At 66.3% G+C, this 23104-nt stretch carries 20 protein-coding genes; 15 read left to right on the top strand and 5 right to left on the bottom strand.

Annotation, left to right across the window (positions count from 1 at the left end; translation table 11 throughout):
- Position 1: 1 nt before the first annotated feature.
- Together CK206_RS07290 and CK206_RS19505 are read right to left on the bottom strand one after the other, a co-directional pair.
- Positions 2-1099 (bottom strand): IS630 family transposase, encoded by a 1098-nt coding sequence (locus CK206_RS07290; protein ID WP_081470573.1) that lies wholly within the window; start codon positions 1097-1099, stop codon positions 2-4.
- A gap of 50 nt (positions 1100-1149) precedes the next feature.
- Positions 1150-1728, bottom strand: coding sequence for a hypothetical protein (locus CK206_RS19505; RefSeq protein ID WP_132064017.1), 579 nt, complete (start codon positions 1726-1728; stop codon positions 1150-1152).
- Positions 1729-2064: 336 nt separating this feature from the next.
- Here CK206_RS19505 and istA point away from each other — a divergent pair, with 336 nt between their 5' ends.
- From istA to CK206_RS07270, 4 genes are all read left to right on the top strand, one after another.
- The gene (gene istA, locus CK206_RS07285; RefSeq protein ID WP_143337703.1) at positions 2065-3321 is read left to right on the top strand and encodes an IS21 family transposase; all 1257 of its coding nucleotides are present in this window, start codon (positions 2065-2067) and stop codon (positions 3319-3321) included.
- Positions 3318-4112 carry an IS21-like element helper ATPase IstB gene (gene istB / locus CK206_RS07280; RefSeq protein ID WP_096905993.1) on the top strand — a complete coding sequence of 265 codons (795 nt, stop codon included), beginning with the start codon at positions 3318-3320 and terminating at the stop codon, positions 4110-4112. Before istA ends, istB begins: the two co-directional genes overlap by 4 nt.
- A gap of 202 nt (positions 4113-4314) precedes the next feature.
- Complete coding sequence (locus tag CK206_RS07275) at positions 4315-4689, top strand: nuclear transport factor 2 family protein (protein WP_096905992.1); 375 nt, start codon at positions 4315-4317, stop codon at positions 4687-4689.
- A 16-nt stretch (positions 4690-4705) separates the two neighbouring features.
- Positions 4706-5098, top strand: coding sequence for a nuclear transport factor 2 family protein (locus CK206_RS07270; RefSeq protein ID WP_227022412.1), 393 nt, complete (start codon positions 4706-4708; stop codon positions 5096-5098).
- Positions 5099-5158: 60 nt separating this feature from the next.
- Here CK206_RS07270 and CK206_RS07265 read toward each other — a convergent pair whose 3' ends face one another.
- Positions 5159-5587 carry an HIT family protein gene (locus CK206_RS07265; RefSeq protein ID WP_067711927.1) on the bottom strand — a complete coding sequence of 143 codons (429 nt, stop codon included), beginning with the start codon at positions 5585-5587 and terminating at the stop codon, positions 5159-5161.
- A 126-nt stretch (positions 5588-5713) separates the two neighbouring features.
- Here CK206_RS07265 and CK206_RS07260 point away from each other — a divergent pair, with 126 nt between their 5' ends.
- Both CK206_RS07260 and purD read left to right on the top strand, forming a co-directional pair.
- Complete coding sequence (locus CK206_RS07260) at positions 5714-6418, top strand: TetR/AcrR family transcriptional regulator (RefSeq protein WP_254050511.1); 705 nt, start codon at positions 5714-5716, stop codon at positions 6416-6418.
- Between the two features lie 58 nt (positions 6419-6476).
- On the top strand, positions 6477-7733 hold the full coding sequence (purD, locus tag CK206_RS07255; protein ID WP_096905991.1) for a phosphoribosylamine--glycine ligase: 1257 nt from the start codon (positions 6477-6479) through the stop codon (positions 7731-7733).
- A gap of 14 nt (positions 7734-7747) precedes the next feature.
- Here the strand turns inward: purD and idi are convergent, their stop codons facing one another.
- Together idi and CK206_RS07245 are read right to left on the bottom strand one after the other, a co-directional pair.
- Positions 7748-8332 carry an isopentenyl-diphosphate Delta-isomerase gene (gene idi, locus CK206_RS07250; protein ID WP_096905990.1) on the bottom strand — a complete coding sequence of 195 codons (585 nt, stop codon included), beginning with the start codon at positions 8330-8332 and terminating at the stop codon, positions 7748-7750.
- An 83-nt stretch (positions 8333-8415) separates the two neighbouring features.
- Positions 8416-9567, bottom strand: coding sequence for an acyl-CoA dehydrogenase family protein (locus CK206_RS07245; RefSeq protein ID WP_096905989.1), 1152 nt, complete (start codon positions 9565-9567; stop codon positions 8416-8418).
- 164 nt (positions 9568-9731) lie between these two features.
- Here CK206_RS07245 and CK206_RS07240 point away from each other — a divergent pair, with 164 nt between their 5' ends.
- The 9 genes from CK206_RS07240 (at position 9732) to purB (ending at position 23030) form a co-directional block, all read left to right on the top strand.
- Positions 9732-11360, top strand: a complete 1629-nt coding sequence (locus tag CK206_RS07240) for an AMP-binding protein (RefSeq protein ID WP_096905988.1) — start codon at positions 9732-9734, stop codon at positions 11358-11360.
- 49 nt (positions 11361-11409) lie between these two features.
- The gene (locus CK206_RS07235) at positions 11410-12858 is read left to right on the top strand and encodes a family 43 glycosylhydrolase (RefSeq protein WP_096905987.1); all 1449 of its coding nucleotides are present in this window, start codon (positions 11410-11412) and stop codon (positions 12856-12858) included.
- Positions 12859-12989: 131 nt separating this feature from the next.
- Positions 12990-14597 (top strand): DASS family sodium-coupled anion symporter, encoded by a 1608-nt coding sequence (locus tag CK206_RS07230; protein ID WP_096907338.1) that lies wholly within the window; start codon positions 12990-12992, stop codon positions 14595-14597.
- Positions 14598-14968: 371 nt separating this feature from the next.
- A complete protein-coding gene (locus CK206_RS19500) occupies positions 14969-15853 on the top strand; it encodes a hypothetical protein (RefSeq protein WP_143337702.1) in 885 nt (294 codons plus the stop codon).
- Between the two features lie 8 nt (positions 15854-15861).
- The gene (locus CK206_RS19495) at positions 15862-17724 is read left to right on the top strand and encodes a hypothetical protein (protein ID WP_143337701.1); all 1863 of its coding nucleotides are present in this window, start codon (positions 15862-15864) and stop codon (positions 17722-17724) included.
- 1 nt (position 17725) lies between these two features.
- Positions 17726-18670 carry a hypothetical protein gene (locus CK206_RS19490; RefSeq protein WP_143337700.1) on the top strand — a complete coding sequence of 315 codons (945 nt, stop codon included), beginning with the start codon at positions 17726-17728 and terminating at the stop codon, positions 18668-18670.
- Between the two features lie 1488 nt (positions 18671-20158).
- Positions 20159-21331 carry an aminotransferase class I/II-fold pyridoxal phosphate-dependent enzyme gene (locus tag CK206_RS07225; protein WP_096905986.1) on the top strand — a complete coding sequence of 391 codons (1173 nt, stop codon included), beginning with the start codon at positions 20159-20161 and terminating at the stop codon, positions 21329-21331.
- A gap of 10 nt (positions 21332-21341) precedes the next feature.
- Positions 21342-21551 (top strand): hypothetical protein, encoded by a 210-nt coding sequence (locus tag CK206_RS07220; protein ID WP_096905985.1) that lies wholly within the window; start codon positions 21342-21344, stop codon positions 21549-21551.
- Positions 21552-21572: 21 nt separating this feature from the next.
- A complete protein-coding gene (purB, locus tag CK206_RS07215) occupies positions 21573-23030 on the top strand; it encodes an adenylosuccinate lyase (RefSeq protein ID WP_096905984.1) in 1458 nt (485 codons plus the stop codon).
- Positions 23031-23104 lie beyond the last annotated feature (74 nt).

Here is a 23104-nt window from a genome sequence, read left to right as displayed (position 1 = left end):
CCTAGTGGTCCGCATTTGAAGTCTTCTTACGGTTGGCTTTCTTGAGGACTTCGTCGGCGGTTTTCGTCCAGACGAAGGGGTGGGATCGGTGGTTCCAGCCGTCGATGAAGGCGCGGATCTTCGCGTTGAGGTCCTTGACGGATGTAAAGATCCCACGGCGGATGGCCTGGCGTTCGACGATGCCGAACCACACCTCGACCAGGTTCATCCACGACGCGTGGGTGGGTGTGAAGTGGACCTTGAACCGGGGATTTTCGGCCAGCCAGGCCTTGACGTTTGCGTGCTTGTGGGCGGCGTAGTTGTCCATCACCAGGTGCAGCTCAACTGGCTGACCGTCGGCATCGACGACATGACGGTACGCCCGCTCGATCTGCTTCAAAAACGCCAGGAACTCCTGGTTCCGGTGACGCGGTTTGAGTGCGGCGGTGACCTGACCGGTGGCGATGTCCAGCGCCGCGAACAGGGTGCTGGTGCCGTGCCGGACGTAGTCGTGGCTGCGCCGCTCGATCAGGCCGGGCTGCATCGGCAAGATCGGCTGAGTACGATCCAGTGCCTGGATCTGGGACTTCTCATCCACGCACAACACGATCGCGTTCTCCGGCGGCGCCAGGTACAGGCCGCAGATGTCGGTGACTTTGCCGACCAGCTCAGGATCGGTGGAGAACCGGAACGACTCCGAGCGCCACGGCTTGATCCCGTAGGCACGCCACGCCGTGACCACCGTCGAGGCCGAGACCTTCAACCGGGACGCCAGCAGCCGCGACGACCAGTGGGTCACGCCCAGAGACTTCGGCGGCGGCATCAAGGTCGCCGTCACGATCTCCGCGTGATCGATCGTGCGCGGCCGACCAGAACGCTTCTCATCAGCCAGGCCCCCGATGCCCTTGTCCTCGTACCTGGACCGCCAGAGGTTCACCTTCGGCCGCGACGCCCCGGCCAACTCGGCGATCTCCGCATTACGCCGGCCCTCCGAAGCCAGCAGCACGATGCGAGCTCGCTGCACCATGCCTGCCGACATCGACTGCGAGCGCGTCATTCTCTCAAGCTTCTCGCGATCGCCGGGACGCAACATCAATGCCGGGGCAGGTCGATTCGCCATGCCCCATGATTTCACAAACCCAACTGTAAAACTACTTCACACGCACGACACTAGGTGGGGCGGTGGGTGTTTGTGTGAGTTCTGATCGTTGTGAAGGACTCGTTCTCCATCTCTGATATCCGAAGTGGATAACGTTCAGTGATGGGCTGGGACCAGGTGCGCGGGCCGAGCTTGTATCGGATGACCGCAGTAACTTCCCGAGGTAGTCCATCGACGCTTTCAACTTCTCCGTGCTCGTTCGGTTCTCCGTGGATGAACCAGTAGGCGTTCCGCCGCTCAACCCCTGGAGGCCACACGGGGAACGTCTGCGCGTACCGCTTGCGGAGGAACGGGATCATGCTCTGCTGGCCGTCTTTGCTTGTCTGCACGTCGGGCAATGCGGGGTCGAATGTGACCTGGACGTGGTGCGCAGGGCTTCGGCCAACGTTAGATACCACCAGATCGAGTGGGCTTCTCGCCTTCTCGCCGTGCTCCAGCTGCGCCACCATCATCGGTCGGTGCGATTCGCGAATGCTGAGCCGGTTGAGCCGCATCGTATTTAGAGCAATGACTGCGGTGGCCACCCCGGCCGCGAGTCCGCCGCGCTCGACGGTCCACCAAGCCGGTTCGACTAGTTCGAGGATTCCCATGCGCGGAGCCTAGATGCGGGGTCCGACAGGACTCCAGAGTGTTGCAGCGCCATGGGTTGCAAGTTCTGTTGCAACGAGGCGTCGAGGGTGGCCCACCCCTTTACCACCCTGGAACCAGCAACCCCACCCTCGTCCGTTCTGGGCTGGGCGGAACCGATGCCGATGAGTGTGCAGGTCAAACGGAACTGGTGAGGAGCGGCGGAATTGGGGAGTCGGTAGCGGTTCAACGGGCGGTTGCGAGTTCAAGTCTCGTCTCCAGCTCTCGAGTTGTCGACGGCGCGTGAATACTGACCCCCGGGTGACGGGTGAAGTTTGACCCCTCCCGACCCTGGGAGGGTGATTGCAGTGGAGCAGTGGGCCGAGATACGTCGCTTGCACAACAGCGAGGGGGTTCCGATCAAGGAGATCTCGAGGAGGTTGGGTATAGCGAGGAACACGGTGAGGTCGGCGTTGGCGTCGTCGGAGCCGCCGAAGTACACGCGGGCTCGGAAGGGATCGCTGGTCGACGCCTTTGAGCCGGAGATCCGCAAGCTCCTGGCGGAGTACCCGACGATGCCGGCCACGGTGCTCGCCGAGCGGATCGGGTGGCCGCACTCGATGACGGTCCTGAAGGACCGTGTGCGGGCGATCCGTCCGGAGTACCGCGGGGTGGACCCGGCGGACCGGATCGAGCACAAGCCCGGCGATACGACGCAGTGCGATTTGTGGTTCCCGAAGACGCCGATCCCGTTGGGTGGTGGCCAGAGTGCCCAGATGCCGGTGTTGGTGATGACGTTGGCGTTCTCGCGGTTCATCTCGGCGACGATGATTCCCTCTCGCACGGCCGGGGACGTTTTGGCCGGGATGTGGCTGCTGCTGGGCCAGCTCGGTGCGGTGACCCACCGCCTGTGGTGGGACCGCGAGTCGGCGATCGCGACCTCGGCGGGCAAGCCGACCATCGACGCCGCAGCGTTCGCCGGGACGTTGTCGTCGAAGCTGGTGATCGCACCGCCACGGGACCCGGAGTTCAAGGGCATGGTGGAACGCCATAACGGCTACCTCGGAGGGTCGTTCATGGCGGGCCGGAAGTTCGCCGGCCCCGACGATTTCAACGCCCAGCTCACCGAGTGGCTGACAACGGCCAACACCCGCACCGTGCGGGTGCTCGGTGCCCGCCCCGTGGATGCGCTTGCGGAGGACCGGGGCCGCATGCTGGCACTGCCGCCGATCGCGCCGACCACCGGGATTCGCTCGACGGTGAGGTTGGCGCGGGATTACTACGTCCGTATTGACTCGGTGGACTACTCGGTCGACCCCCGTGTGATCGGGCGGTTGGTCGAGGTCGTCGCCGGCCTGCAGACGGTCACGGTGACCTGCGCGGGGGACGTGGTGGCCGAGCACCGCCGTAGCTGGTCACGCAGGGGCACGGTGACCAGCCCGGAGCATGTGGAGCTGGCCAAGCAGCTGCGCGTGGAGTACTGGGACCGGGCCCGCCAGCAGCCGGCTGCGAGCTCGTTCATCGATCCGGTGGTGCGGTCGCTGAGCGATTACGACGACCTCTACGACGTCGACTTCCCCGGTGGCGTGGCCGCGGGTTCGGAGGTGTCGGCATGAGCAACGACGCCGCCTCCCAGGTGGCCTACGCTGCCCGGGTCCTCAAGACACCTGCCATTACCAGCGTGTTCGCAGATCTCGCCGACACCGCCCGCGAGCAGGGCTGGACCTACGAGGAGTACCTGGCCGCGGTACTGGGCCGCCAGGTCGCCGACCGGGAAGCCTCCGGCATCCAGGTCCGCACTCGGGCTGCGCGTTTTCCACAGGTTAAGACGTTGGAGGATTTCAACGTTGATCATCAGCCGACCCTGCGGCGGGACGTTCTTGCGCACCTGGCCACCAGCACCTACATCGGCAAAGCCGGCAACGTCGTCTTGCTCGGCCCGCCGGGAGTCGGCAAGACCCACCTGGCCATCGCCCTCGGGCACAAGGCGATCGCCGCCGGCTACGCCGTGCAGTTCGACACCGCCGTCGGATGGCTCACGCGACTGCAGGCCGCGCACGCAGGAAACCGTCTCGAGGCCGAGCTCCGCAAGCTGCGCCGCTACAAGCTGCTCATCATCGACGAGGTCGGCTACATCCCGTTCGACTCCGACGCCGCGAACCTGTTCTTCCAGCTCGTGGCCCACCGCTACGAACAGGGCTCGATCCTGGTGACCTCCAACATGCCATTCGGACGGTGGGGAGAGATCTTCGCCGACGACATCGTCGCCGCCGCAATGATCGACCGCCTCGTCCACCACGCCGAAGTCCTCACCCTCGGCGGGCAGTCCTACCGGACCAAGACACGCCGAGACCTCATAACCGCACAGACCAACAACCAGAGGGGTCAAGATTCACCCGTCACGTAGGGGTCAATTTTCGCCCGCCGTTGACACGAGTGGCGTCGGCGTTCGAGCCGGAAGCTGAGGGCACGCCAAGTGTCGGGCCGTCGGTGGTGGTCGCGGGATGCGGCTTCGAGCTGGACCCGCAGTTCAGTGATCATTGTTAGCTTCCGTCTACTGATGAGTAGAATGTTCTCAACATTCCCGTCGCCAGAAGGACGCCGCCGAGATGACGCAGTCCGCAACAGAGATCGCCACTGCGTGGATGGCCGCACTCGCCTCGGGCGACGCCGAGCGGACCATCGCACTGTCTTCTCCGTCGATCGTCTATACGACAGGCCAGGTCAGGCGCTACGAGGGGCACGATGGTGTCCGCGACATCGTGTCCGACCTCTCCCGATTGGCCGGTTTCCTCACCGTCGGGGTGGAGGGGGAGATCCTGGAGTCCGAGGGGGTCGTCGCGCTGCGCCGCCTCGAGCGGTACACCCTGCCCAGCGGCGGGATCGAGATCCGCGGTTGTTCCTTCGTGGAAGTGGCGGACGGGGTGGTCACGCGGTGGGCAGACTACAAGAGCATGCACGCGATCGACGAGATCGTCGGCTAACGGGGAGGCGGATGCCGTGAGCGAACGCGGAGCCGGGGAGGTGGATCCCCGGGAAGTGGTCAGGGCGCTGGTCGAGGCAGCGTTCGCGGGGGACGTCGAGACCGCGCAGTCATGGTGCACGCCGGACGTCGTTCTCACGATCGAGGGCACGCAGACCGTCCGGGGACACGAGGGCCTGCGCCATGTGATCGAGTTCAACCAGGATGTCTCGACCGACGTCAGCGTGGACATCCACCACGTACTGGGCTCGGGCGATGTGGCGGCGCTCAACCGGACCACACACCTCACCATCGGTGGGGTCGCCCTGAAGGTGGAGGTCGGCTCGTTCTTCGCGCTCCGCGACGGTCTCGTCGCGGCGTGGACCGACTATCAGGACATGCAGGACGTCACCCGGGCGCTCGGACACTGACGATCGGGCAGGGCCCGGCGCCGGCGGCCGACCGCCGACCCGGGGCGGACGGCCCCGGGTTCAGGCCTCCGGGACGAACTCCCCGTAGCCCAGTTCGCGCAGCGACCGCCGGATGGTCTCCGCCGCCGCGTCGGATTCCTCGGCGGGCGCGTCGGGGTCCGCCAGTGACAGGTCGAACCCGGACATGTCGTCGGCGGGGAAGATGTGGATGTGGGTGTGTGGCACCTCGAAGCCGGCGATGAGATACCCGGCGCGCGCCGCACCGAGGCCTCCCACGACCGCCTTGCCTACGGCCTGTGCGACCTCGTTGAGCCGGGTCAGCAGCGCGGGTTCGAGATCGGTCCACCGATCGACCTCCGCGCGCGGGACGACCAGCGTGTGGCCGGGCGCGACTGGCGCGATGGTGAGGAAGGCGACCACCTCGGGGTCCTTCCAGACGAACCGGCCCGGCAGTTCACCGGCGATGATCTTGCTGAAAACGGTCGACATGGGCCCCAGCCTACGTATCGGGGGCGATGACCTCAGGTGGCAGACTGGCGAAAAGTGGTCTAATGGATGTATCCGCCACCCGCCGGGTGGCCCCCGTTCTCTCTACACACGCGAAGGAGCATCGACATGGTCGAGGCAGGTATTGCGACGGCAGAGGGCGCGGTGAAGAAGAAGGCCTACCACCACGGCGATCTGCGCAACGCCATCATCCAGGAGGCGACCGCGCGCGCGAGGGTCTCGGGGGAGAAGGCGATCATCCTCCGGGAAATCGCCCCGCACATCGGGGTGTCCGCCACCGCGGCGTACCGCCATTTCGCGAATCGGCAGCAACTCGTCGAGGAGGTCGCGGCCCGCGGGTTCGTCGAGTTGGTCGGTCGCGTGGCGGCCGCGACCGTCGGTGGTGCGGTGTCCGATCCGGTCCTCTCCGCCTACCGCGAGCTGCGCGAGGCGGCTCTCGCCGTGGTGGAGTTCTCGATCGACGAGCCTGCGTGGGCCCGGACGATGATGGAGAACCTGGGCCCGTCGGAGACCGTCGCCGCGCACGCCGATGCCATCAACGTGGAGTTGCAGGCGATCGTCGAGCGCGGGATCGAGGCGGGGGCGTTCCGGCCCGGGGTCGTCATGAACGACGAGCTGCCGCTGTGGGCGGCGATCGACGGCCTCAGCGCCCAGGCGATGTTCGGGATCCGCCCGATGCGGACCCCGGACGCCGCACGGTCGACCGCACGGACCATTGATCTGTGTATGACGGACCTGCTCACCGACGAGGCGCTGCGGGCCCGCGACGAGGCGTTCCCCGCCGCCGACATCACCGCCGACGCAGGGGTCTAGGGCCCGTTCGTTCCGGGCCGGGCCAACCCGGCGCGGCGGCCGGGCTACTGTGGTCGTCGTGCGCATTCTCGTGATCGGTTCCGGTGCCCGTGAGCACGCCCTCCTCGTCGCCCTCGCCGCGGATCCCGCGGTGACGGAGTTGCACGCGGCGCCGGGCAACCCCGGCATGGTGCAGGCGCAGTGCCACGAACTCGCGGTGACCGATCCGGCGGCCGTGACGGCCCTGGCCCGTAGGCTCGACGCCGGACTGGTCGTCATCGGTCCCGAGGTGCCCCTGGTCGCGGGCGTCGCCGACGCCCTGCGCGAGGCCGGGATCCCGGTGTTCGGCCCGTCCGCCGAGGCCGCCCGCATCGAGGGATCCAAGGCGTTCGCCAAAGACGTCATGGCGACTGCGGGTGTGCAGACCGCGCGAGCCGAGATCGTGGACTCGCCCGCCGACCTCGACGACGCACTCGACCGGTTCGGACCGACCTGGGTGGTCAAGGACGACGGGTTGGCCGCCGGCAAGGGAGTCGTCGTGACACCCGATCGCCACGCGGCCCGGGCGCACGCTCTCGCCTGTCTCGACGACGGGCACCCGGTGCTGTTGGAGTCGTTCCTCGATGGCCCGGAGGTCTCCCTGTTCTGCCTGGTCGACGGCGAGACCGTCGTGCCGTTGCTGCCCGCCCAGGACCACAAGCGGGTCGGCGAGGGCGATCGCGGTCCCAACACCGGCGGGATGGGCGCCTACACGCCGCTGCCGTGGTTGCCGCAGGGGATGGTCGACCGGATCGTCACGGAGGTGTGCGAGCCGGTGGCGCGCGAGATGGTCGCCCGTGGCTGCGGCTTCTCCGGCCTGCTGTACGCGGGGCTGGCGATCACCTCGTCCGGGCCCGAGGTCGTGGAGTTCAACTGTCGCTTCGGTGACCCGGAGACACAGGCCGTGCTGGCGCTGCTCGAGTCGCCGCTGGGCGAGATCCTGCACGCCGTGGCCACCGGCCGACTGGCCGACCTTCCGCCGCTGGTGTGGCGTGACGGCGCCGCCGTGACCGTGGTCCTGGCCGCCGAGCACTACCCGGCGACGCCGCGGCGCGGTGACCTCATCGAAGGCGCCGAACAGCCGGGCGTGCTCCATGCCGGCACGGCCCGCGACGCGGAGGGCCGGCTCGTCTCCGCCGGGGGCCGGGTCCTGTCGGTCGTGGGCACGGGGGCGGACCTGACAGCGGCCCGGGCCGAGGCCTACCGGATCCTCGACGGCATCGAGCTCGGCGGCGGGCATTACCGCCGGGACATCGGCCAGGCCGCCGAGGAGGGGCGCATCAGCCTCCCCGGCTGACGCGCCCCGCGCGATCAGCGCGAGTAGAGCTCCATCCGGGGCACCTGCGCGACCAACCACGGGCTGAAGGCGAACGGGGTAGCGTCGACCGAGGTGCGGACATCCGTCGGGCGGGCCCAGTGGTGCGCGCACACCTCGTCGGCCCGCGGGTTCACCTCGGCGCGGATGCGGGCGGTGAACACCGGGCAGATCTCGTTCTCGACGATTCCCGAGTCGTCGACGGCCCGGTAGCGGAAGTCCGGTACCGCGGGTTCGATCGAGTCCACCCGGGTTCCGAGCTCCTGCTCGGCCCGCCGGACTATCGCCTCGACCGGATCCTCGCCCGGGCCGGGGTGGCCGCAGAACGAGTTGGTCCAGATCCCGGGCCACGTCCGCTTGTCCAGAGCTCGCCGGGTGAGGAGTACGCGCCCCTCGTCGTCGACCACATGGCACGAGAACGCCAGGTGGAGCGGCGTATCCGTGGTGTGGACCGTGGCCTTGTCGGCGGTGCCGATCGGGTTGCCGTCGTCGTCGAGGAGGACGACGAGCTCGGCCGGCCCGGACGGCGACACGATGGCGCGGGACCCGGCGGTGGCGGGGGGCTCGGAAGGGGAGGACATGCCGCCCAGCCTAGGCATTTCCGGCGGGCACGGCCGCCGCGCGCAGCCGGAGGGCCGCCGCGCGGGGCGCCGCCGGCAGTCGATCAGCCCGCGAGGCTGCGGGCGATCACCAGCCGCTGGATCTGGTTGGTGCCCTCGAAGATCTGGGTGATCTTGGCCTCGCGCATGTACCGCTCGACCGGGAACTCGCGGGTGTAACCCACACCGCCCAGGACCTGCACCGCGTCGGTCGTCACCTTCATGGCGGCGTCGGTGGCGGTGAGCTTGGCGATCGAGGCCTCCCGCGAGTACGGGCGGCCGGCGTCCTTGCGGCGTGCGGCGTCGAGGTAGGAGGCGCGGGCCGAGGCCACCGCGGCGGCCATGTCGGCGAGGAGGAAGCCCAGCCCCTGGTGGCCGATGATCGTCTTGCCGAACGCCTCGCGCTCGCGGGCATAGGTGACCGCGTCGTCGAGGGCGCGCTGGGCGATGCCGGTGGCCACCGCGGCGATCCCGAGGCGGCCGGAGTCCAGGGCCGAGAACGCGATGCGCAGGCCGTCGCCCTCCGCGCCGAGCAGGCGGTCCGCGTCGACCCGGGCGCCCTCGTACGAGGCGGTGGTGGTGGGGACGCCGTTGAGGCCCATCTTGTCCTCGGGCTTGCCGAAGTGCAGGCCCTCGGTCTCGCGCGGAATGAGCAGGCACGAGATCCCACGGGAGCCCTCGCCGGTGCGGACGAAGGTGTTGTAGACGTCCGCGATCCCGCCGTGGGTGATCCACGACTTGGTGCCGTTGACGACGAACACGGAGCCCGGGCCGTCGCCCTCCCGCTCCGCGCGGCACCGCAGGGCGGCGGCGTCCGACCCGGCCTGCGGCTCGGACAGCGAGTACGCGCCGATCTGCTCGCCGGCGAGCATGCCCGGCAGCCACTCGGCCTTCTGCGCGTCGGTCCCGGCGGTGGCCAGCGGGAAGCAGGACAGGCCGTGCACGCTGGTCGCCACGGCGACGGCCGCCCAGCGGGCGCCGAGCTCCTCCAACACCTGGAGGTACACCTCGTAGGGCTGGTCGCCGCCGCCGAACTCCTCCGGGTAGGGCAGGCCCAGCAGCCCGACCTCGCCGAGCTGGGCGAACAGGCCCTCGGGGTAGGTGTGGTTCCGCTCGTGCTCGGCGGCGATCGGCTCGAGGAGTTTGTCCGCGACGGAACGCGTCATCTCGAGCAGTTCGTACGCCTCGTCGCTGGGGAGCAGGCGGTCCACGGCCATGGGGGTCCTCCGGGTGCGGGTGGGGGACCGTGCGGTCCCCGGGGTCGGTCGACTCCCAATAGAGTGCACCGCCGGGACGCGGCACGCCCAGCCCCGATAGTGGGGGTGCCCGTTGGTGGGTGCTGCTGGTGCGTCGTGGGTCACGTGCGACACAATCCGGCGGTATGACCGAGAACACCGCGTCCACGCCCCTGTCGCCGGAGCAGTTGCTGGCGATCTACGACGTCCCCGGTGCGAGCGCCGCGGAGTTCCTGTGCGACCGCCACGCCCCCGAGGCGGTCGCCTTCACCGTCATCGACGCCGACCTGTCCGGGCGGGACATCACCTACGGCGAGCTGCGGACCGAGAGCGAGAAGGTCGCCGCGGCGCTGGCCGAGCTCGGCTTGGGCGAGGGCGACCGGGTGGCCACGCTGATGTCCAAGTCCGCGGACCTGGTGTTCACCCTCATGGGGATCTGGCGACTCGGTGCCGTCCACATGCCGCTGTTCACCGCGTTCGCGTGGCCGGCCATCGAGATGCGTCTCAGCGGTGGCGACGCCAAGGTGGTCGTCTCCGACGCGGACCAGCGCGGAAAGCTCGAGAGCGTCGCCGTCCCGGTGGTCGTCGCCGGCCTGGCGGACTGCCCCGAGGCCCGAGACGGCGACCTCGACCTGGCCACGATCACCGCCGCCCAGCAACCCGGCTTCGCCGCGGCGGTCACCGGTCCGGACGCCGGCCTGGTCATGCTCTTCACCTCCGGCACCACCGGCACCCCGAAGGGCGTCGTCGTGCCGGTGCGCGCCCTGGCCGCGTTCCACCAGTACATCGAGACGGGCCTGGACGTGCGGGCCGACGACGTGTTCTGGAACGGTGCCGACCCGGGCTGGGCGTACGGCCTCTACTACGGCATCCTCGGCCCGCTGGCGGTCGGCCGTCGCAGCCTGCTGCTCCACGCCCTCTACAGCCCGGAGTTGGCGTTCGCGGTCCTGCAGTACTTCCACGTCACCAACTTCGCCGCCGCACCGACGGTCTACCGCACGATGCGGGCCAAGCGGGACATCGCGCCCGACATCACGCTGCGCCGGGCCTCGGCCGCCGGTGAGCCGCTCACCCCCGAGGTGATCGAGTGGTCGACCGAGCAGTTCGGCGTGGAGGTGCGCGACCAGTACGGCCAGACCGAGCACGGGATGTTCATCATCAACCCGTGGCATGACTCGCTGCGGGAGGACGTGCGCCCGGGCTCCATGGGCGTGCCGCTGCCGGGCTGGTCGTGCACCGTGCTCGCCGCGGACTCCGACGAGCCCGCTCCCGTCGGCGAGCTGGGCCGCGTGGCGATCGACGTCCCCGCCAGCCCCCTCATGTGGTTCACCGGCTACCACCAGGCCCCGGAGAAGACCGCCGAGCGTTTCAGCGCGGACGGGCGCTGGTACTACACCGGCGACGCCGCCAAGCTCGACGCGGACGGCCACTTCTACTTCTCGAGCCGCGACGACGACGTGATCATCATGTCCGGGTACCGCATCGGCCCGTTCGACGTGGAGTCCGTCCTGGCCAAGCACCCGGACGTGCTCGAGTCGGCGGTCATCGGCGTCCCCGACGACCTGGCCGGGGAGGTCCTCGAGGCGTACGTGGTCCTGCGCGACGGCGTGGAGGGTGGCCCGGAGGCCGAGTCCGGCCTGCAGAAGTGGGTCAAGACGGAGTTCGCCGCCCACGCCTTCCCGCGCCGGATCCACTTCGTCCGCGAGCTGCCCAAGACCCCGTCGGGCAAGATCCAGCGGTTCCTGCTGCGCAAGGAGCGCGCCGGACAGGCCTGAGGGCGAGGAAGCGGGACGCGCGGCCCGGCCGCCGAACTACCCTGAGCGCATGACTCCCACGGCCACCGTCCGTTCCCCGGGGCCGGCGGCCCTCGTCGTCGTCGCCCTCATCACGGCGGTCACGGTCACCTCCACCACCACCGTCGCGACGGCCGCGGCCAACCCCGTGATCTCGTCGATCGCCCCCGACCCCTCGGTGCAGCGCGGCGCCGACGGCGCCTTCCACGTCCACGCCACCTCGGACGACTGGGGTGACGGTGCCGGGCGGCGCCTCGTGCCGCACTTCCGGTCCTTCGACCTGGTGGAGTGGGAGTACGTGGGCGACGCGTTCGCCGCGCCGCCCGCGTGGGCGCCGGCCGGATCATCGCTGTGGGCGCCCGACGTCCACCTCGCCGACGCCGGGGCGGTCATGTACTACACCACCGGCGGCTCCGCGCCGTGCATCGGCCGCGCCACCGCGCCCGGTCCGGACGGCCCGTGGATCCACGACGCCACCCCGATCGTCTGCTACGGCGCCGACGAGCCCTACCAGGACCTCGACCCCATGGACCCGGAGGTCGTGTTCACCGAGGACGGCCCGGTGATGCTCATGGGCAACTTCGAGGGCATCCACGCCGTACCGATGAACGCCGCAGGCACCGCACTGGACGGCGATCCGGTGCTCGTCGCGGGGCCGGGCGTCGAGGCGCCGGCCGTGGTCGCCCGCGCCGGGCGCACCCACCTGTTCACGAGCGCCGGCCTGTGTTGCGACGGCGAGCGGTCGCAGTACCGGGTGCTCGGCGGACGCGCGGACGACCTGCTCGGCCCGTACGAGGACAGGACCGGTCGGCCGTTGCTCGAGCGCGGCGCGGGCGACGTGATCCTCAGGGGCGACGAGAACTGGGTCGGGCCTGGGCATGTCGACGTCGCCATCGATGACGCCGGGCAGGACTGGATGCTCTACCACGCGGCGCCGCGCGGTCAGGCCGTCCTGCCGGGCGGTGTCCAGCGCCGCTACATGCTGATCGACCGCCTGGACTGGGTGGGTGGCTGGCCGGTGGTCGGGGACGGGACGCCGTCCGAATCGCGACGGGTCGACCCGGTGGTGGACCTGCCCGTGCGCCTCACCGCGGTCGGGAACGCCGCGCTGCGACGGGTCGACGACGACGAGGTGCTCGATCTCCCGATACGGATCGCCTCCACCGGGTCGGCGTACACGGGCGAGCTCAGGGCCACGATCACCGGCCCCGACAAGCGACGCACGGCGCTGCCGATCGTCTCCGCGGGCGGGGACCTGCCCGCCGCGCCGGCGGCGGTCGCCGCCGGGGGAGCGCTCGACCGCACCCTGATCCTGCGCCCGCCCCGCCCGCTGGCCGCGGGCCGCCACGAGCTGGTGGTCTCGATCGGACCCGCCGGCGGTGCGGCGCAGGAGCTCGCGGTGTTCGGGCTCGAGGTGGCCCCGGACGGCTCGCTCTCGCTCGGGTCCGGCGCGCTCGGATCGGTACCGCTCGGATCGTGAGTGCCGGAAACTGAGCCGACGCCGGTCGGTAACGGAGAGAGGGAGGCGCCATGGTCACCGGGGACGACGATCGGAGGGGCGACGACACGGTCCGCCCGACGGAGGACGGTGCCGAGGATCGCCGACTCCTCATGGCGCCGCACCTGCGTGGGCTGGAGCCGGACCCCCATCGCGGGGTCGAGGTCGATCAGAAGTCACCTGGCGAGCTCGACGAGGCCGTGCCGCGCGCGGAGTTCATCCGGAGCGTCGTGGGCACGATCGCGGGGCTGGCGGTCGCCGCGCTCGTCTACCTGGTCATGCCGGGGGATCTCGAGCACAACGCGCGCCTCACCGCGGCGGTGGCCGTGCTGCTGGGCATCTGGTGGATGACCGAGAGCATCCCCATCCCCGCCACCGCGCTGGTGCCGCTCATCGCGTTCCCGCTGCTCGGGGAGGACATCTCGGTCGACGACGTCGGCGCCCAGTACGGCAATAACATCATCTTCCTGTTCATGGGCGGGTTCCTCATCGCGATCGCCATGCAGCGGTGGAACCTGCACCGGCGGATCGCCCTGCTCACCGTGCGCGCGATGGGCACCCGGTCCACGAGCGTGATCGCCGGGTTCATGATCGCGACCGGGTTCCTGAGCATGTGGGTGTCGAACACCGCGACGGCCGTGATGATGCTGCCGATCGGTGTGTCCGTGCTGATGCTGGCCTCCGAACTCGGCGGCGGCGACGGCGACGGGAAGACCGCGATGCCCGAGATGGACCCGCAGGCGGATCCGACCTCCGATGCGGTGAAGGAGGCGGTGATCCGCTCCAACTTCGGCACGGCCCTCATGCTCGGCATCGCCTACGCGGCGTCCGTCGGGTCATTGGCGACGATCATCGGGACCCCGCCAAACACCCTGCTCGCCGGATATCTCAGCGCCGAGCACGACATCCAGCTGGGTTTCGGCCAGTGGATGCTGGTCGGGCTGCCGCTCGCGGTGGTCATGCTGGTGATCACCTGGCTGCTGCTCACCAAGGTCCTGTTCAGGCCGGAGATAGAGCGGATCCCCGGTGGGCGCAAGCTGTTCGACGACGAGCTGCGCAGACTCGGCCCGACGTCGTCCGGCGAGAAGCGCGTCCTGGTCGTGTTCGCGGCGGCCGCGGTGGCGTGGGTGGCGGTCCCGCTGGTGTTCGAGGAGCCGCCGATCTCGGACGCGGGCATCGCGCTCGCGGCCGGCCTGCTGCTGTTCCTGCTGCCCGCCGGGTCTCAGCGCGGCGTGCGACTGCTCACCTGGGACGCCGCGCTGGCACTGCCCTGGGGCGTGCTCCTGCTGTTCGGCGGCGGACTGGCGCTGTCCTCGCAGTTCTCCGGCTCGGGTCTCACCGACTGGATCGGCGAGCAGGCCGGTGCGCTGGGCGCCCTGCCGGTCATCCTGCTGGTGGTGGTGGCCACCACGGGGATCATCTTCCTCACCGAGCTGACCAGCAACACCGCCACCGCCGCGACGTTCCTTCCGGTCGCCGGCGGCGTCGCCCTGGGCCTCGGGGTCGACCCGATGTTGCTCGCGGTGCCGGTGGCGCTGGCCGCGACGTGCGCGTTCATGCTCCCCGTGGCGACGCCGCCCAACGCGATCGCCTACGGCTCCGGCTACGTGACGATCGGTCAGATGATCCGGGGCGGTCTGTGGCTCAACCTCATCGGGATCCTGCTCATCACGCTGGTCACCATGACCCTGCTGGTGTGGGTGTTCGGGCTGACCGTGTGACCTAGACGCTACAGTAAAGAACCGCGCGGTTATGGGTACGGCTGCGCGGCGCAGTCACCCTTGTCTGATGCACGGCAGCGAGGCGTCTTCAGATTTTCTCCCCGCTCTGGTCCGGTGCGGAACACGGCTAGAGACCGGACCTTTAAGCGCACTCACTGGAAACTTCCGCACGTCTGACCCAAACTGAAAATGTGTACGGCAAGATAGCGAAAACGGACGTCGTGAACCCGCGTTTACGGCCTAGTCGTTCGATATGGCGTCAGTTTGGGCCCCATGCGCCGAACGAGGGCGAGCCGAGGCGGCAGCCGCAAGGGCCCCGAAAGATCGCATTATGCCTAATTCGACGCTAATGAGAGGGAGAAGGTGGAACATTGAACCTAGATGACTTAAAGAGTTCGCGTCGCTACCTCTCGCATATTGGCGTTTGGCCGAAGCCGCAGTCTCTGGATGTAGATGGATGGCTCGACAACTTCGATAACGACACTGATCAAGAAATTGCGGCCGCACTCCTGGACAGTTATGTGCATCTGAACGAAGACCAGATTACTCATGCCGTCGCGGCCGCCGTTCGGTCGCTGTCTGCGGAATCACGTTTCGGCACCCCGCAGGAACGCCACGACCTGTGGGGTGATTACCTCGGCAGTGTGCGTATTTCGTTTCCCCAGAGCAGACCAGGAGACACCACCGGATCGGGCTACATTTTCGCTAGGATTGCCAATAAGCAACTTGGGTTCCGTGAAGATCAGATATCGCAGCCGGAGATTCTAGTGAAATATCTTGCGGCTAGAAACGAAAAAGCAGATCTGCTCTTGCTCGACGATCTCGCAGCATCGGGTAAACAATTCGTTCGTTCGTGGTCTTGTAAGTACCGCACGGATAATGGAAAGTTCAGCCTCGCGGACCTGGAGAATTCCGGCAAAGTCGCTTCTGCCTATTTCCTTCCAGTCGTCGCCACGGAAGACGCAAAGAAGAGGATTGAACAGGAGACACCAGTCAAAGTTGTGCCAACCTATGTTTTGACTTCTGATTATGGAGGGTTGGCTACTAACTCGCGACTATTTCCCCGTACGAGCCAGCATGAACTGCTAGAATTTCTAAATCGTTACACCCCGAGAACGGGCAAGAATGAACACGGTGTTGCTGGTTACGGAGATATTGGTCTTGCCCTATCGTTCCACCATGGTTGTCCGAATAATACGCTACCCATTTTGCAATGGGGAGACCCTCAGCCGGATTGGAAGCCGCTAGTTTCATGACAAGCGAGATGTCGTCGACCCTGACCCGTCAGATTTCGTCCGCTTTCGGCCAGTTGAGGGCAGAGTACGAGGCCGACAACGATCTATATCAGCGATTTGCGACGCCGAGGTACTTTCCGAAGCTCGTTGGTATTACGCCTACGTTTCTCATCGGAGGGCGCGGAACAGGTAAAACTACAACTTTACGGTCAATGGCCTACGGTGGGCAGGCGAGCGTGTCTGGCAGTATCAAAGTCGAAAACTGGCAAGTAATCGGAGCCTACTGGAAGATTGAGCCGAACGTAGTTTCTGCTTTCCGGGGGCGCGGAGTGAGCGAGACGCAATGGACTCGAATATTCTCACACTACCTTAATCTGCGCCTGAGCGCGCTAGTGGTCGACTACTTGGGATGGTTGGTCAAACGAGGTGCAAGCGTCAGTCTCGACCCACGTCAGGTAATGCTGTTTACTCGCTCACTACACCTGAGCGAAGCATCGAAAGTTCACGATATAGCGGAAGCAATAGACTTCGCAATGGTTGATATTGAGTCGAAATTAAACGGTAATATATCTGCGTTGGCTACATCAAATTTATCACTATTGGGTCGGCCATTGGAATATCTCTTTGGGGCAATCGTCGACGCCGGAATCAGCCGCGCACGGCCGTTCATGTTCTGCTTGGATGAATATGAAAATCTCGACCGTTACCAGCAGCAAGTGCTGAACACGCTGGTCAAGCAGGTAGGTGCTTCCCCGTACACATTCAAAATCGGAGTGCGTAATACCGTTTCTATCGATTCTTCGACGCTCGTCGAGGACCAACCTCTTCAGGACCCTGCGGACTTCACGAAGGTCGACATAGTCACGGACCTCAAAGACGAGTCGTTCGAGGATTTTGCAGCGACCGTCGTAAGCCAACGTTTGGCTCTAATCGCATCCGATGGCTTTGCTCCTGCCGAACTACTGCCTTCCATTTCCGTCGAAGACGAGGCCGTGCAGTTAGGGGCTGAAACTCTCAAAGCCCAGTTGGTGAGTGCAGTCGCCTTAGATCAAGGTCATAGCGAGGTGGATTTAGAGTACGTCGCGCAACTCTCAGCCTTAGAGGCAGCCCTAATGTTGAGGTGGGCCGCGAGTCACGACGAGTCTCCCTTGTTTGTAGCCCGCTGGGCTATAGAGAATCCAGGTAAGTGGAAAACTCGGGTAACAAACTACGCTTATGCCACCCTGTTCACTATTCGCGAAAATCGTATCGGCCGCCGGAAGTACTACGCTGGATGGAAAACATTTTGCCAGCTTGCAGACGGCAATATTCGATACATGATTCGTCTTGTGCATGAAGCGCTGCATCTTCACGCACTTGCAGGCGAAGATCTCAAAACCCCAGTGTCAATCGAGCATCAAACGACAGCAGCGACCCGTGTCGGAGAGAGAACTGTACGCGACTTGCAGGGTTGGTCGAGGCAGGGGGCGGCGTTGACGCGGTTATCGCTCGGCCTGGGGAGTATATTCGCGAATTTGGCAAGAGAATCAGCAATGCGGACTCCAGAGGTCAATCAGTTCAGAGTTAGGTACGGCGATAGTTCGATGTCGGAAGACGTTGAAATGTTGCTGGGCGAGGCCGTTGGGCAGGGTGTCCTAGTTGGGTTTGAAGGAGATAAGAATGCCCGGCTATCGGGGGCGACTGCGGAGATGGACTACCAGTTACACCCGATCCTTTCGGCCTTCTTCCGTTACAGTCCCCGCCGGAAGCGTCGGATGACCATTAGTGCCGATGAAATCCTTTCGCTGACCAGAAGAGAATCGGCTCCTGCAACCATTCGGCGAATTTTGGCCCGACGCGGAACTAGCCCGCAGTCGTTACCGGACCAATTGTCGATCTTCTCGGAGTCGTAGAGTGATTGACCTTCGTAGGCCTACTTTTACCCGCAAACTCGATCTTGAAAGTTTACGTGACGTAGAAATTGGTCACCTCTTTTACGGTGGCGAAATCGACGAGGAGCGGGCGTTCAGTATCGCGTCGGTAGTGTCCAGTGACCCTGTTGTCGCTGCTTCCCAAGTACTTCAGTTAGATGAAGCCCACTGTCGGTTTCAATCGTATAGCCGGGATGTTAGTCTGTTCGAATCTTCCGAGATCGAGGATTTTGTGAGCGGGCTCGGGGGTGTAGTTGCGATCGATTTGACAAGCCTGGAGAACCGAGTGTGGGCGCCGCTCATTAGAGCTTTGGTTGCGACGTCCCAGCCCTTCATTGGCCTCTACGCCGAGCCCGACGACTACAATAGAAGCGAAGACCTCCCGGGGATGGTTTATGACCTGAGTCTGAGTCGGGGAATCGATCCTCTCCCTGGTTTCGCGCGCATATCTCGACGCGTTAATGATGAGGGTCATTTTGTTCCCTTGCTTGGCTTTGAAGGCGCACGGTTAAGCCATATCTTTGACCAAGAAGACGTAGAAGTGTCAAATTCTTTCCCCATTGTCGGTTCGCCGGGGTTTCGCGTTGAGTATCCGTCCATAACCTACATTGCCAATCGGGACATCCTTAGTCTTGATAGGATGGATCAACGAGTTGAGTTGGCTCTAGCCAGTTGCCCGTTCGAAGCTTTTCATGCAATCGAGCGGATCCACAGGCGTATAAGTGGAAAACATCTACGTATTGCCCCGATAGGTACAAAGCCCCATGCGCTGGGTGCGGTACTTTATGCCATTAGGAATCCTGTCACGACGGAGATAGTGTACGATCATCCGATCCGTTCGAGTAATCGGACTACTGGTACGCGAGGCGTTTACGTGTTCGAGGCGTCTTCCTTTCTTCAAGCATTACCAAATTATGATGGCGCCTAAGGGTAAAGGGGTGGATCCGTACTACACCCCCCAGTTAATCGCGGACGAGTTAGCATCGGCGCTTCCTTCGTCTCTGTCGGGCGTAGTTTTTGATCCCGCAATGGGCGAAGGGGCGCTTCTAGAGGCAGTTGAGCGGCGATTTGGCGACCAAGTACGGCTCGCGGGGCTAGACGTCGATCGGCAGGTCGTCCGAAAAGTGCGGGCGCAGCGGCCGAATTGGATCATTGGGAGCGCCGATTTCCTGGAAGCTAGATCGAGAGTCTCCAGCGCTCCGTGGAAGCTCACGTCAGGCCTAGTAGGGGCGGTGGTAATGAATCCTCCCTTTTCTTTCCGGGGCAATGCTGGATTTCGGATTGTCTACGGCGACTTTGACGGCCTGGTCACGCCCGCGATGCACTTTGTTGCTGAGGCTCTAACCTGGTTTCAACCGGAGGCCGGGTTTTTCCTGATCCTTCCCGATGGTGCGCTAGATGCTGAACGAAACCTGTCGCTTTGGGAGCAAATTTCTAAGGCGTACCGAGTGGATCGAGTCGCCAAGCTGCGGTCCTCGTCGTTTCAGCGAGCGCGCGTTTCTACGTCGCTAGTGCGGATCGAGAGGCGGGTGGGTCTTTCCTCGGTTAGCAGTGATCTGAATTCCGGCGCTTTGCGGGCTAGTTTCAGGCTTGGTGCGGGGTATGGATCTTGTCGATGTGTGGAAATTGTTCGGGGTCGAGTCCCAGTGCACTCCGTTCGGAAGGCTGGATACTTATCGGCTAATGATGCCGCGCCTTTCGTGCATACAACCGATATGCGGGCGACTAGTAAATTTGCCGGTTCGGCGGCCTCGCGCCTGGCAGACTATGCGCCGCTAATTGTGATTTCGCGGGTCGGTCAATGGCGGCCGCCTCGGGTTATTGATGTTGGCCAGGCGGTACTTAGTGACTGCGTAATCGGCCTGCGGCCGCGAAAAGGTACTTCAATTGTCGACCTTGCCAAAGTTGTACGAGAGTTGGAGCCGATGATCTTGTCAGAGTATCGAGGCACGGGCGCGCCGTACCTGACACTGGCAAGGTTGTCGCGGGTCCTTGCTGAGGCCGGTCTTAATCCGCAGGTTGTGAAGGCGAGTTCGGCGGTAGCTCCTTGCAATTGCTCCACTGCGCTGGGCGGTGTGACTGCGACTTACGAATAGTGCGGGAGCACCAGCGTAGGGGCGTGTCGGAACGGGACGTTACTGGTTACCTCCAGGTTAGAGAAACCGTCGCGGTAAGTTGCACGCGGGCCGTATTGCTGTGTCGACGGCTTCGCGGACGTTGGGGCTTAGTAAGTACCCTTGGCCACCGTGAACTGGCCGCGGCCGAGGGGATCGGGTCCCCACCGCGGTTGCGAGCGCGTTTGCCGCTTTGGGGGGCGGCCGAGCTCGATAGTGGGTCGAGAAAGCTTGGGTGTCAGCTGTCCAGCTAATAACGGAAGGTTGTGAGTCCGTACCGTAACCCCGCTAACGTCGGCCGCATGGACTGCCGCGAACCCTCCCGCCGCTCGGCCGTCGAGCCGTTCCACGTGATGACCGTCCTCGCGGCCGCGGCCAGGCGCCAGGAGACCCACGGGGACGTGATCTCCCTGTGCGCCGGGCAGCCCTCGACCCCGGCCCCGGCGCCGGTACTGGCCGCGGCCCACCGGGCCCTGGACACCGAGATCCTCGGTTATACCGAGGCCGTGGGCATCCGGCCCCTTCGCGAGGCGATCGCCGCGTATCACCGGCGACGGGACGGGCTCGACGTGCGCGCCGACGACGTCGTCGTCACCACCGGTTCCTCCGGCGGCTTCACCGCCCTCTTCCTCGCCGCTTTCGACCCCGGCGACATCGTGGTCATGGCGCGCCCCGGCTACCCCGCCTACCGCAACACCCTCCAGGCGCTGGGGTGCCTCGTCCACGAGATCGCGTGCGGGGCGGACACGCGGTATCAGCCCACCGTCGCGCAACTCGAGGCGGCCACGGCGGAGCTCGGGCGCGCCCCCGCCGGGCTCATCGTCGCCAGCCCCGCCAACCCCACCGGCACGATCATCGACGCGGACGAGCTCGCCGCGCTTGCCCGGTGGTGCGAGTCGAACGGCACGCTACTCATCAGCGACGAGATCTACCACGGCGTCACGTACGGCCGGGAGTGCGCGAGCGCCTGGCGGGCCAGCCGCGAGGCGGTGGTCATGGGCTCGGTGTCCAAGTACTTCTCCATGACCGGCTGGCGGATCGGGTGGATGCTGCTGCCGGAGTACCTGCGGGACCCCGTCGACCGGCTCGTGGGCAACCTGACGATCTGCCCACCCGCCGACGCGCAGTTCGCGGCCGTCGCCGCCTTCACCGACGACTCGACCGCCGAGCTCGACCTCCACGTCGAGCGCTACGCCCGCAACCGCGACCTCGTGCTGCGTCGGCTCGTCGATCTGGGGGTGAAGGAGGTCGCCCCACCCGACGGTGCGTTCTATGCCTACTTCGACGTTTCCCGCTGGACCGAAGACTCGGTGGCGTGGTGCGCGCGGATCCTCGACCGCACCGGGGTCGCGCTCACGCCGGGTGTCGACTTCGACACCGTCGACGGCCGGCACACGGTGCGGTTGAGCTTCGCGGGGGCGACCGACGAGATCGCCGAGGCCATGGACCGGCTCGAGGCGGAACTGGCCCCGTAGGCGCCCGCCCGTGAGCGCCGTGGGCCCCGAGGACGCGGCGTCCCCGCCGGTGACGCCGGGCGGCTACCGTCGGCGCATGGGCTCAGCCGAGATCATCACCGTCAGCGTCTTCATCACCCGGCCGTGGCTGCTGCTGCAGGCGCCGCTGACGGTCGAGCAGGTCTACCTCAATGCCCGCGAGATCCTCGCCGGGTCCACCGGCGGCTCGGTCATCTCCTGAACGGGCTGCGATACTGGGGGCGTGACCGCCCAGAACGCCTCGCCCGCCCGGGCCGCAAAGCCCCGGATCTCCAATGTCCTCGCCTCGCGCTACGCGAGCGTCGACCTGGCCACGCTGTGGTCCGCCGAGCACAAGATCGTGCTCGAGCGCCAGCTGTGGATCGCGGTACTCCGCGCGCAGCGGGACCTGGGGATCGACGTCCCCGACGGCGTGATCGAGGCCTACGAGGCGGTGGTCGACCGCGTCGACCTCGCGTCGATCGCCGAGCGCGAGCGGGTCACCCGGCACGACGTCAAGGCACGCATCGAGGAGTTCAACGACCTCGCCGGGCACGAGCACATCCACAAGGGCATGACGAGCCGGGACCTCACCGAGAACGTCGAGCAGTTGCAGGTGGTGCGCTCGCTCGAGCTGGTGCGCGACCGGGGCGTCGCCGCGGCCCGTCGCCTGGCCGAGCACGCCGTGGCCCACCGCGACACGGTCATGGCGGGACGTAGCCACAATGTCGCCGCGCAGGCGACCACCCTCGGTAAGCGCTTCGCCTCCGCCGCCGACGAGCTGCTGGTGGCGTTGGAGCGCGTGGAGTCGTTGCTCGAGCGGTACCCCCTGCGCGGCATCAAGGGCCCGATGGGCACGGCGCAGGACATGCTCGACCTCCTCGGTGGCGACGCCGCCAAGATGACCGAGCTCGAGGGGCGGATCGCCGAGCATCTCGGCTTCGCCCGCACCTTCGACTCGGTGGGCCAGGTCTACCCGCGGTCGTTGGACCACGAGGTCGTCTCGGCGCTCGTCCAGCTCGGCGCAGGCCCGTCGTCGTTGGCGCAGACCATCCGGCTCATGGCCGGGCACGAGCTGGTCACCGAGGGCTTCCAGCCCGGTCAGGTCGGCTCGTCCGCGATGCCGCACAAGATGAACACCCGCTCCTGCGAGCGCGTGAACGGTCTGCAGGTCGTGCTCCGCGGTTACGGCTCCATGGCCGCCGAACTCGCGGGCGCGCAGTGGAACGAGGGCGACGTCTTCTGCTCCGTGGTGCGTCGTGTCGCGCTGCCGGATGCGTTCTTCGCCCTGGACGGCATGTTCGAGACGTTCCTCACCGTGCTCGACGAGTTCGGCGCCTACCCGGCCGTGATCGACAAGGAGCTCCAGCGCTACCTGCCGTTCCTCGCCACCACGAAGGTCCTCATGGCCGCGGTGCGCGCCGGGGTCGGCCGCGAGGTCGCCCACGAGGCGATCAAGTCCAACGCGGTGGCGGTGGCGCTGGCCATGCGCGAGGAGGGCCGCGAACCCGATCTGCTGGACCGGCTCGCCGCCGACGACCGGCTGCCGCTGGATCGCGCCGCGCTCGAGGAGGCGCTCGCGGATCGTGCCGCGTTCGTCGGCGCTGCCGGCGACCAGGTCGACGCGGTCGCCGCCCGCGTCGAGGCGCTCGTGGCCCGCCACCCGGAGGCGGCCGGCTACGCGCCGGGTTCGATCCTCTGACAGCCTGTCCGTAACCCGCCGGGCCCCCCGCCCGATAAGTCCTGTACACCGACGGAGGCGGGGCCCTCCCGTCG

Source organism: Dietzia sp. WMMA184 (assembly GCF_002441635.1).
Taxonomy (GTDB): domain Bacteria; phylum Actinomycetota; class Actinomycetes; order Mycobacteriales; family Mycobacteriaceae; genus Dietzia; species Dietzia kunjamensis.
Note: the sequence above shows the minus strand (reverse complement) of the source record. Positions and strands in the feature narration are given on the sequence as shown.

Coding starts and splice junctions, on each gene's coding strand:
- CK206_RS07290 (WP_081470573.1), bottom strand. CDS start 1,099: ATGGCGAATCGACCTGCCCCGGCATTGATGTTGCGTCCCGGCGATCGC.
- CK206_RS19505 (WP_132064017.1), bottom strand. CDS start 1,728: ATGGGAATCCTCGAACTAGTCGAACCGGCTTGGTGGACCGTCGAGCGC.
- istB (WP_096905993.1), top strand. CDS start 3,318: ATGAGCAACGACGCCGCCTCCCAGGTGGCCTACGCTGCCCGGGTCCTC.
- CK206_RS07275 (WP_096905992.1), top strand. CDS start 4,315: ATGACGCAGTCCGCAACAGAGATCGCCACTGCGTGGATGGCCGCACTC.
- CK206_RS07265 (WP_067711927.1), bottom strand. CDS start 5,587: ATGTCGACCGTTTTCAGCAAGATCATCGCCGGTGAACTGCCGGGCCGG.
- CK206_RS07260 (WP_254050511.1), top strand. CDS start 5,714: ATGGTCGAGGCAGGTATTGCGACGGCAGAGGGCGCGGTGAAGAAGAAG.
- idi (WP_096905990.1), bottom strand. CDS start 8,332: ATGTCCTCCCCTTCCGAGCCCCCCGCCACCGCCGGGTCCCGCGCCATC.
- CK206_RS07245 (WP_096905989.1), bottom strand. CDS start 9,567: ATGGCCGTGGACCGCCTGCTCCCCAGCGACGAGGCGTACGAACTGCTC.
- CK206_RS07240 (WP_096905988.1), top strand. CDS start 9,732: ATGACCGAGAACACCGCGTCCACGCCCCTGTCGCCGGAGCAGTTGCTG.
- CK206_RS07235 (WP_096905987.1), top strand. CDS start 11,410: ATGACTCCCACGGCCACCGTCCGTTCCCCGGGGCCGGCGGCCCTCGTC.
- CK206_RS07230 (WP_096907338.1), top strand. CDS start 12,990: ATGGCGCCGCACCTGCGTGGGCTGGAGCCGGACCCCCATCGCGGGGTC.
- CK206_RS19495 (WP_143337701.1), top strand. CDS start 15,862: ATGTCGTCGACCCTGACCCGTCAGATTTCGTCCGCTTTCGGCCAGTTG.
- CK206_RS07225 (WP_096905986.1), top strand. CDS start 20,159: ATGGACTGCCGCGAACCCTCCCGCCGCTCGGCCGTCGAGCCGTTCCAC.